Origin of the sequence: Xenorhabdus sp. SGI240, assembly GCF_040081915.1 — a bacterium.
GTDB classification, from domain to species: Bacteria; Pseudomonadota; Gammaproteobacteria; order Enterobacterales; family Enterobacteriaceae; genus Xenorhabdus; species Xenorhabdus bakwenae.
This window is the reverse complement of the sequence record NZ_JBEBMB010000069.1, coordinates 42,559-49,450: the sequence shown is the minus strand read 5'-3', so window position 1 is coordinate 49,450 and position 6,892 is coordinate 42,559. Positions and strand designations below refer to the sequence as shown.

Below are 6,892 nucleotides of genomic sequence, written 5' to 3'. Positions count from 1 at the left end.
GCTGACCAGATTGTCGAGAACCAGGCCGATTAGGTGCTGGCGTTAAAAGGCAACCAGGGCGAATTTCACGACGATATCAAACTCTTTTTTGGCGTGAAGAGCAGGGAAAACCCGCGAGTTATGAAAGACGTGACTATATCACCAGTCACCGTGATAAGTCGGCCGACTTTATCGCGTGTGCAATACGCAGTCATTGGCACATTGAAACGAAGCTGCACTGGCAGTTGGACGTCAGTTTTGGTGAAGACAGCCAACGCCTGAGAAGTGGTCATGCCGCTGAAAACATAGCATTAATGAATAAAACAGCCCTTAACCTACTGAAAAATGAGAAAACAGTTAAGGTGGGTGTGAAAACCAAGCGTCAGAAAGCAGGCTGGGATAATAGCTATATGCTGAAAGTCCTCACGGTGGGTTTTACGTCAGTATAATTTAGACCCGTTTGCACTGGTCATATATCCCTATATGACCGGTTTAACTGATATCCATAAAAAAGCGTGGCATCATTTTGTTCAAGAAATTTTTTAACATTTATTCTCCTTTCATAGTGGCTTTAAATATCAGAACAAAATCCTTCGTTATATTTAACAATATATAACTATAAAATGATTACTATTGTTTCATAAACACAGAGTTAAAGAACAAATTTCACACACAACAATGGATTATCCTTAAAACGCTTATTAAGGCATAATCAATACTAAACACATTTTCATTCAAAAATGGACACCATATGCAATGATGGTAATTTTTTGTTATTTATCATATTATTACAATAAATAAAATTACAAATGAAGATATATCAAGATAAGAACATTGGTATTTTTAATTCAATTTCAGGTTATTCAAGCACCAGGCAAGAAAATATCATTAACATATTAATATAATTGATTAATAAACTGGATAGATATTAGAATTTAAAATAAAAATAATGATATATTCTTTAACAAAATTTGCACTTTATTTTTCTTAATATTTAATCAACATTTATGTGAATATTTTTAACAATTTTCCTTTTCTATATAAATCTTGCAATTGCGAGAGTGATCACGGTACATTTCACTGAAAATAACTATATTTCCCCTACCAAAGGTCTGGGGTTAAGTTTTTTGGATGTAGTAATAAAAACGTTTAGATAAACACCAACGCAATATCTGACAACTTATTATTCATATAAAAATCCAACTCGCACATTTAATTAATGTGCGGGTTTAGTAGTTTTTAAATTTTACTTTACCGCGTTATTTCGGAGATACTTATGGACTCATCTCAAGCAGGTTCGATAGCATCCTCTGCGTCCAGCAAAAGCAATCACACTACCTGGCGTAAATCAGATACAGTATGGATGCTGGGATTATATGGCACAGCGATTGGTGCCGGCGTTTTGTTTCTTCCCATCAATGCAGGTATTGGTGGTTTAATTCCACTCATTATCATGGCAATTCTTGCTCTTCCCATGACATTTTTTGCACACCGTGGAATGTGCCGTTTTGTTTTATCTGGTAAAAGCAGTGGTGATGATATCACCGGCGTGGTAGAAGAACATTTTGGTAAAGTTGCAGGCTTTCTGATCACCGTCCTCTATTTTTTTGCTATTTATCCTATTCTGCTCGTGTACAGTGTTGCATTGACCAATACGGTAGAAAGCTTTCTTGTGCATCAACTACAGATAGATGCTCCACCACGTGCATTGCTGGCATTAGTATTGCTTCTGGGTGTGATGAGCATCATCCGTTTCGGTGAGAAAGCCATTGTTAAGGCCATGAGTATATTAGTATTCCCATTCGTCACCGTTTTGATGCTGTTGGCCTTGTACTTAGTCCCTCACTGGAACACTACCATTTTTGATAGCCTGTCGCAGAATAGTATCATGTCTGCGACAAGCAGTAATGGTCTGCTGCTTACCCTGTGGCTGGCAATCCCTGTTATGGTTTTCTCTTTTAACCATTCCCCAATTATCTCAGCATTCGCAGTTGCAAAACGTGAAGAATATGGTGAGCACGCAGAGAAAAAATGCTCACGCATTCTGGCCTATGCTCATATCATGATGGTGCTGACAGTCATGTTCTTTGTTTTCAGTTGCGTACTGAGTTTGTCACCAGAAAATTTGGCAGAAGCAAAAGCACAGAACATCACTATTCTGTCCTACCTGGCTAACCACTTCCGTGTACCAACTATTGAGTATATAGCGCCATTTATCGCATTTATTGCTATAACCAAATCTTTCCTCGGTCACTATCTGGGTGCCCGCGAAGGCTTTAACGGTATTGTGAACAAAGCAATGATTAACACACGTGGCAAGACTATTCAGCATAAAACGCTGAATCGTATCACTAGCCTCTTTATGCTGCTCAGTGCCTGGCTCGTCGCTACACTTAACCCAAGCATCCTGAATATCATTGAGTCACTGGGTGGACCCGTTATTGCGATGATCCTGTTTATCATGCCAATGTATGCAATCAAAAAAGTTCCAGCTATGCGCAAATATGCAGGTAAACCAAGCAATATTTTTGTTATTGTGACCGGTTCAATTGCTATTTCAGCGGCAATTTACTCAGTCATGTAATCAGTTTTCTTCGTTGCTAGCATCTAAAAAATGCCAAATGCCAGTCGATCTTTTGATGACTGGCATTTTTTCATCCAGATGTTACCCGAAGATCGAATGAAACCAGCCGCTGACCGTTTTTACAACGAAATCCCACATACGTCCAAAGAAACCACTTTCTTCCACCGCTTCTTTAACGACCAGTGGGCGCTGATCAATCATCTTATCATTCAGTAAAAAGTTCACCGTACCCACCACTTGATTCTGAGCTAATGGTGCCTCAAGCGAGGTATTATCCAGAGTAAAGCTCGCTTTCAAATTCCCTACTTGTCCACGGGGAACTATCACGGAAGCCTCTTTTTCTACTCCCAATGCGACTTCTGGACGAGTCCCGTACCATACTTTCTCCGTTACCAAAGTATCACTGGCCTTCAACGGTGTCGCTGATTCATAAAAACGAAATCCCCATGACAAAAGTTTTTCACTATCAGAAAAACGTACGCGATCACTAGGCGCACCCAATACCACTGAAATCAAACGCATTGGCCCTTCAGTTGCCGATGCAACAAGATTATAGCCCGCGCCACTGGTGTGTCCGGTTTTGATACCATCCACATTTATTTTTTCATTCCACAACAGACGATTACGATTAGGCTGACGGATGCTGTTAAAAGTGAACACTTTTTCTTTATTCAGGGCGTATTCTTCCGGCACATCACGGATCATGGCCTGACTTAAAAGCGCCATATCATGGGCAGTACTATACTGCCCTGCTGCATCCAGACCATGCACTGTCTTGAAATGAGTGTTCGTCAATTTTAGTGTTTCTGAGTATTTATTCATCAAATCAACGAAAGCATCCTGACTGCCTGCAACATAATCTGCAAGTGCAATACTGGCGTCATTACCGGATTGGATAACAACACCGCGGTTCAGATCAATCACCTTCACCCTGTCACCCGGTTTCAAAAACATTAGCGATGAACCCTTAAGTATTGGATTCCCTGTAGCCCAGGCATCTTTACCAACCGTTACCCTATCTTCGGTGGAAATTTTCCCTGACTTGATCGCCTGTCCTACAACATAGCTGGTCATTATCTTCGTCAAGCTGGCAGGATCTAACCGCTCATCCGCGTTATTTGAGGCCAGGATTTTTCCACTGGAATAATCTATCAACACATAGGCTTTTGCATCAATTTCAGGTGTAGCGGGCTGTTCCATTGCATATACACTGATATTCGCCAACCAAAAAATACCCAAGCCAAAAGTAAAAGATTTAATTATCGGTATCTGCTGTCTTTTTTTCATCATCGCTCGCCCTTTTTCTCTGCTAAAACTCTATTAATATAGGATGTTATGAAAGAAGACTCCAACCCAATAACGTAAAGATTTTTCTGTTATTCAACAGGTTTTATTGTCATATTATCAATCATCGAAAAATGTACTGATCTTAAGGAGAAAATGATGTTGACAATTTGGGGCCGTAAAAATTCATCAAATGTGAAAAAAGTGCTTTGGTGTCTGGAAGAGCTAAATGTGCCGTATCAGCAAATTGATGTTGGTGGCAAATTTGGCAAACTCAACGATCCTGAATACCTGCGTATGAACCCCAATGCAGTTATTCCTTGTTTACAAGAAGACGATTTTATCTTATGGGAATCCAATGCAATTGTTCGTTACATTGCTGCAAAATTTGGTAAAGATAGCCTTTATCCCGCCGATCTCCAAGAAAGGGCCAGCGTTGAAAAATGGATGGATTGGGTAGGCTGCAACCTCTTCGCGCCTATAAAACAATTTGTTATCAGCCTCATTAGAACACCGGCAGATCAACGTGACCCTAAAATTATCGCCCAATCTGTAGCTGAAATTGAAAAATGGCTAAAAATTGTCGATGACACCCTCAGCAATCAACAATACCTTTCCGGCGACAAATTTGGTATGGCTGATATCTCTCTGGCTCCGCTGGCTTACTTATGGTTAAACGTAGAAATAGAGCGCCCATCCCTGCCAAACTTAGAACGCTGGTATCAATTACTGACCGAAAGACCCGCTTTCAGAAAGATTGTTATGATAGAAATAAATTGAGATTTTACTTGTTAGTTCATTAACTCATTGGCATCCTGCCGGGATCTGGAAACTGATATTCAAACCCTAGTTCCCGACAGATGCGGCTACCATCAACGATTTTCTCTATCTTACTTTCGATTTCTGCACTTTCTGACTGTAAAAACTCTGGCGGTATCAGATCGAGCTGGCGACTGGCTGATTGATAAAATTCAGCTCTTTTCGGGTGTATTGGTGCACACAAATTAAGAAGATGCCCACCTTCCGATCGTTGAATAAGCAGCTTAATGGCAGAAATAGCATCATCTTGATGTACCAAATTGACCGCACTTTCTCCTCCGCTGAGTGCCTTCTTTCCCGCGAGAAAACGCCCAGCATGGCGCCCATTCCCGACCAATCCGGCCAAACGTAAGATATCGACCGATGTATTGGGCAGTTGATGCAGCCAGTTTTCCAGCTCAACCAGTGCCTTGGCTGATTCAGTTTCGGGGGACACGGACTCATCCTCATTGAGATAACCAACCGATGAACCATAAACTGAAGTAGAACTGGTGAAAATAATTCGTGGAACCGAATACGAAAGCGCAGTATCAACAACCAGTTGTACTGCTTTTACATACCCCTTCCCCCCACCAGCAACACCACTAACAGGCAATGTCAAAACCAGTACATCAACAGACATCAGTTGATCAAGATCATCCGCATCGCAAACAATCTGAGGCTCTAAATTGAGCTGGTAACAATCTACGCCACACATACAAGCCGCTTCAACACCATCTGGTGTTGTTTTACTACCAACTACCTGTATTCCTCCGCTTTGGAGTGCTTGTGCCAATGGCATTCCTAACCACCCTAATCCAATAATGGAAACTTTTCTCACCCCATCCTCCCAAAAGCAATGCCATTTTGATTCTTAGGCCATTATATAACCACGGCTAACATTACTCATATATTTGTTTAATAGCAACCAAACATATTTTACTTTAAAAACAATACGTTATTAATAAATGGATATCCTCTTTAAAATAAAGTTTGCTTTTTATACACAAAATCGTATAGGTTAAACAACAAGCAACCAATCCCTAGTCACAAACATAACGTTACGTACAGCCATTATTCAGTACAGCATATTTTTGTATAAAACTTTTTATAAAAAACAACTTTGTAGAAAAAATAGAGAACGCGTATATATGAACCGTATTCAATTTAACCATCACCACCATCATCATCCTGACTAGTCTTTCAGGCTGCTGTGTGCTGGAAGACATTTAACCCGTCTTCCGGTGGTACGAATACGATAAAAACCCTCGGAAGATTTTCCGGGGGTTTTTTGTTTCTGATTGTTAGGAATTAATTACTGACTGAATCTTGAGATAGGACAAAACATGCTAGATAAAACACGTTTACGTATAGCCATTCAAAAATCAGGCCGCCTGAGTGATGACTCCAGAACATTACTGGCAAGTTGCGGTATCAAAATTAACTTACAGCAACAACGCCTCATCGCGTTCGCTGAAAATATGCCTATCGACATTCTGCGTGTCCGTGATGATGATATTCCGGGCCTTGTGATGGATGGGGTTGTCGATCTGGGCATTATTGGGGAAAACGTGCTTGAAGAAGAGCTACTGACCCGCCAGGCACAAGGAGAAGATCCTCGCTATCTCATATTGCGCCGACTCGATTTTGGCGATTGTCGGCTTTCCCTGGCAATGCCTTTTGATTGCGATTATACCAATGTGGAATGCCTGCAAAATGCCCGTATCGCCACCTCTTACCCGCACTTATTGAAACGTTATTTAGACCAAAAAGGCATTCTCTTCAAATCTTGTCTTCTCAATGGTTCAGTCGAAGTTGCCCCCCGTGCCGGGCTTGCAGACGCTATCTGTGATTTAGTCTCCACAGGTGCCACGTTGGAAGCCAATGGTTTGCGGGAAGTTGAGGTTATTTATCGGTCAAAAGCCTGTTTGATTCAACGTGATGGCGAGATAGCAGAAACCAAACAACAGCTTATTGACAAATTGATGCTCCGCATCCAAGGCGTCATTCAGGCACGAGAATCCAAATACATCATGCTGCATGCTCCCAACGACAAATTGGAAGAGATTATATCCCTGCTACCAGGCGCAGAACGTCCCACTATCTTGCCGCTGGCAGGGGCACAAAATCGCGTAGCCATGCATATGGTCAGTAGTGAAACTCTGTTCTGGGAAACGATGGAAAAACTCAAGGCATTAGGTGCCAGCTCTATTCTGGTTTTGCCCATTGAAAAAATGATGGAGTAAC

General features: G+C 41.2%; 7 protein-coding genes and 1 other annotated feature. Of the genes, 5 read left to right on the top strand and 2 right to left on the bottom strand.

Annotated elements, in window-relative coordinates; all coding sequences use genetic code 11:
- Positions 1-62: 62 nt before the first annotated feature.
- Together ABLA76_RS14370 and ABLA76_RS14365 are read left to right on the top strand one after the other, a co-directional pair.
- Positions 63-428, top strand: a complete 366-nt coding sequence (locus tag ABLA76_RS14370) for an ISAs1 family transposase (RefSeq protein ID WP_348988439.1) — start codon at positions 63-65, stop codon at positions 426-428.
- An 827-nt stretch (positions 429-1,255) separates the two neighbouring features.
- Positions 1,256-2,563, top strand: coding sequence for an HAAAP family serine/threonine permease (locus ABLA76_RS14365; protein ID WP_348988434.1), 1,308 nt, complete (start codon positions 1,256-1,258; stop codon positions 2,561-2,563).
- 81 nt (positions 2,564-2,644) lie between these two features.
- On the opposite strand, the gene ABLA76_RS14360 is transcribed toward ABLA76_RS14365, so the two are convergent.
- Complete coding sequence (locus ABLA76_RS14360) at positions 2,645-3,853, bottom strand: serine hydrolase (RefSeq protein ID WP_348988433.1); 1,209 nt, start codon at positions 3,851-3,853, stop codon at positions 2,645-2,647.
- A 153-nt stretch (positions 3,854-4,006) separates the two neighbouring features.
- Between ABLA76_RS14360 and ABLA76_RS14355 the strand changes: the two genes are divergently transcribed.
- On the top strand, positions 4,007-4,627 hold the full coding sequence (locus ABLA76_RS14355) for a glutathione S-transferase (RefSeq protein WP_348988438.1): 621 nt from the start codon (positions 4,007-4,009) through the stop codon (positions 4,625-4,627).
- 19 nt (positions 4,628-4,646) lie between these two features.
- Here the strand turns inward: ABLA76_RS14355 and ABLA76_RS14350 are convergent, their stop codons facing one another.
- Entirely contained in the window at positions 4,647-5,486 is an 840-nt protein-coding gene (locus ABLA76_RS14350; protein ID WP_348988432.1) for an SDR family oxidoreductase, read from the bottom strand.
- A 310-nt stretch (positions 5,487-5,796) separates the two neighbouring features.
- On the opposite strand from ABLA76_RS14350, the gene hisL reads away from it, so the two are divergent.
- Together hisL and hisG are read left to right on the top strand one after the other, a co-directional pair.
- Positions 5,797-5,844, top strand: a complete 48-nt coding sequence (hisL, locus tag ABLA76_RS14345; protein ID WP_113967449.1) for a his operon leader peptide — start codon at positions 5,797-5,799, stop codon at positions 5,842-5,844.
- Positions 5,820-5,940: a sequence feature (His leader region), on the top strand. (Overlaps the previous gene by 25 nt.)
- A gap of 51 nt (positions 5,941-5,991) precedes the next feature.
- Positions 5,992-6,891: an ATP phosphoribosyltransferase gene (gene hisG, locus ABLA76_RS14340; RefSeq protein WP_348988431.1), complete on the top strand. Its 900-nt coding sequence runs from the start codon at positions 5,992-5,994 to the stop codon at positions 6,889-6,891.
- Position 6,892: the final 1 nt, after the last annotated feature.

What these genes read in the sequence shown, in the direction of transcription:
- ABLA76_RS14365 (WP_348988434.1), top strand. Translation starts at nt 1,256, where the DNA reads ATGGACTCATCTCAAGCAGGTTCGATAGCATCCTCTGCGTCCAGCAAA.
- ABLA76_RS14360 (WP_348988433.1), bottom strand. Translation starts at nt 3,853, where the DNA reads ATGATGAAAAAAAGACAGCAGATACCGATAATTAAATCTTTTACTTTT.
- ABLA76_RS14355 (WP_348988438.1), top strand. Translation starts at nt 4,007, where the DNA reads ATGTTGACAATTTGGGGCCGTAAAAATTCATCAAATGTGAAAAAAGTG.
- hisG (WP_348988431.1), top strand. Translation starts at nt 5,992, where the DNA reads ATGCTAGATAAAACACGTTTACGTATAGCCATTCAAAAATCAGGCCGC.